Consider the following 1,542-nt stretch of genomic DNA (forward strand, 5'->3'; position numbering starts at 1 on the left):
CTACGGAAGCAAACCGCAATTGGTTTGTTTTGTGCTCCACGTAGGAAGTCCTACGAAAGCTCTTACGCAATCGTCACCGTGCAATGTTTCACAGCGTTCTGGCCCGGCAGGGTGGTATAAACGCCCGTGCTCTGGCCCGGCGTGCCGGTCGCATAGACTCTGTAATAGTAGTCGTTGCCGATCTTCGCCACAAACTGCGTCTTGAGCACTTCGCCGTTGCCGGCCGTGAAGCCCGGCACCATGTTGTTGCCGTTGACAACCGTCATCTTGAAGCAGTATGCCTGGCCATGCTTCAGCGTGAAGTTGACCGTCGTGTCGGAAACCACATACGCCTTCTGGCTGGTCACGCCCTGGGCTGCGGATACAACACCCGCTGCGCCATATGCGTTGCCGATGTTGGCAGACGTGCTGCCCTTGCCGCTGTTGCCTGTGCCCGGCTTCTCCGCCTTGACCAGGCTGTTCGCGGCCTCTTCCAGGTTGGTATATGCCTTTGCAATCGCCTGGCCGTCTGCGGTCTCGTCCGCGGCAACCGTCTTCGCAACGCTCAAAGCCGCCTTAAAGGCCGCCACGCTGCGGTCGGTGTAGCCGTCCAGAGCCTTCCGCTCCATCTCGGCGATCAGCTTGTTCAGCTCATCCTTGCTCGGGATCTTGCGCAGGGCTGCCATCGCTCTCGTCAGGGCCTCGGCCTTCGCATCTACATCTGCCTGGCCGGCGTCTGCGTTCAGAAGCAGTTCTTCCGCCTCTGCCAATACCGTGGTAAAGGTATCGAATGCTTCATCCTGGATATAGTCGTCCGGGTCGAGGGTATTCGCTTCGTCCACCAAGCTTTGCAGCTCGCTCATATCCGCACGGAATTCCAACTTTTCAATCGCTGCTTGCAGGTTGTCATATGCCTCGTCCACGTCCGCCTTCAGCGGGTTCTCCTCGGCATAGACGTCCTTCGCCGCGTTGAGCGCTTCCTCGAAGCCTTCAGTTGTGCCCGGCTTGAACTCGTCCAGGCGCTCCGCCAGCTGTTCCGCGAGGTTGATCAGCGGCAGCAGGACTTCCTTATCGCCCGCTTCGAATTCCAAGAGGTGCATCGCGTCCAGCAGGTCGCTCCAAGCCTCGTTGACCTCTTCCTGGGTGGCATTCGCGTTGTCATAAACGGTCTGTGCATTTTCCAGGGCGTTCTCGAAGAACTCCTTCGCCTCCGGCACCAGGCTGTCGATCACGTCCTGCGGCACCGCGTTGGCCTCTTCCAATACGATGCCCAGGATGCTCTTATCCACGCTTGTGAACGTGAAGCGCAGGGTCGCGCTCTCGCCCGGCATCGTGAAGGTGTACGTGCAGCCGTCCGCTGCAAATTCGATGTCCTCGCCGTTGAGCTGCGCTCCGGAGAACCCGTCCTTGGTCGGGGTGAAGGTGAAGGTCAGCTCTTCGCCCGGCTGTACCTTCGCGCCATAGATTGCATCTGTGGAGATGATTGCCTCCGCATTGCCCTCGACGCTCATGGATGCGTTGCCGCTCCACTGTACCGTCAGCAGCTGCGGTTCCTTCGGCAGT

At 59.5% G+C, this 1,542-nt stretch carries 1 protein-coding gene; it reads right to left on the reverse strand.

Going from position 1 to position 1,542, the window contains the following annotated elements:
• Positions 1–62: 62 nt before the first annotated feature.
• A partial coding sequence (locus B5F54_RS17045; protein WP_207651987.1) for an FIVAR domain-containing protein occupies positions 63–1,542 on the reverse strand: 1,480 nt, incomplete at its 5' end.

The sequence above is a fragment of the Anaeromassilibacillus sp. An250 genome (assembly GCF_002159845.1).
Classification (GTDB): domain Bacteria; phylum Bacillota; class Clostridia; order Oscillospirales; family Acutalibacteraceae; genus Anaeromassilibacillus; species Anaeromassilibacillus stercoravium.